Below are 1,159 nucleotides of genomic sequence, written 5' to 3' on the forward strand. Positions count from 1 at the left end.
CTAGTGGTCCGTCTCGTCATTGATTAACTACTTCGTTGAGCTTGTGGCGGGCTCGGGTGACCTTGGCCAGGATCGATTCGGCGGTTGCGGTCCATACGAACGGTGTCGGGTCGTCGTTGTTGGCCTGCAGGTAGTCCTCAATCGCGGCGATGAGATCGGGCACCGAGTTGAAGCTACCCCGCCGCAGCGCCCTGACATCGAGGTCGCGGAACCAGCGTTCGACCTGGTTCAGCCAGGATGACGAGGTCGGGATGAAGTGCAGGTGGAACCGCTTGTGCCGCTTCAGCCAGCGTTGGACGTCGGCGTGCTTGTGGGTCGCGTAGTTGTCCAGGATCACGTGAATCGATTGCCCCGTGGGCACTTCGGCGTCGATGACCTTCAAGAACTTCAGGAATTCCTCGTGCCGGTGCCGGTCGAAGCAACGCCCGGTCACCTGGCCGGAGAGCACGTTCAACGCCGCGAACAGCGTGGTCGTGCCGTTGCGTTTGTAATCGTGAGTCATCGTCGCTCCGCGGCCCTTGACCATCGGCAGCGATGCCTGGGTGCGATCCAGCGCCTGAATCTGAGACTTCTCATCCAGGCACAGCACCACCGCCTTCTGCGGCGGGTTCAAATACAACCCGACCACGTCGGTCAGCTTCTCCTCAAACCGTGGGTCGTTGCTGACCTTGAACGTGTCCACCCGGTGCGGCTTGATGCCCAGGTCGTGCCAAATCCGTTGCACCGTCGCCGAACTCACGCCCGCATGCTTGGCCATCGTGCGGCACGACCAGTGCGTCTGCCCCGCGGGTTTGGTGTGCAACGTGTCGTGCACGATCGCCTTAACCTGCTCCTGGCTGATGCTCGTCTTGCGACCACGTCCCTGGCGGACCTGCCCCAACTTGGACAGCCCCTCCTCCCCGAACCGTGTCCGCCACGCCCGCACCGTCACCGGCGTCACCCCAACCAGCTCCGAGATCCGCGTGTTAGCAACACCATCCGCAGCCAGCAGCAACACCTTCGCCCGCTGCACCTGCCGATGCGCGGCAGTCTGAGATCGAGACAACTGTTCCAAGGTGGCCCGCTGACTGTCCGACATCGACAACGGTGGGGCTGCAGGTGCGCTCATGGAGCAAGGATATCGCGTATTCCACTAGTTATTTGCGGGACACACCACTAG

At 62.2% G+C, this 1,159-nt stretch carries 1 protein-coding gene; it reads right to left on the reverse strand.

The genetic code is table 11. From position 1 onward, the window contains the following. Nucleotides 1-16: 16 nt before the first annotated feature. A complete protein-coding gene (locus tag ACN8HC_RS19730) occupies nt 17-1,108 on the reverse strand; it encodes an IS630 family transposase (protein ID WP_490076545.1) in 1,092 nt (363 codons plus the stop codon). Nucleotides 1,109-1,159: the final 51 nt, after the last annotated feature.

It is taken from the genome of Flexivirga sp. YIM B11880 (assembly GCF_058148645.1).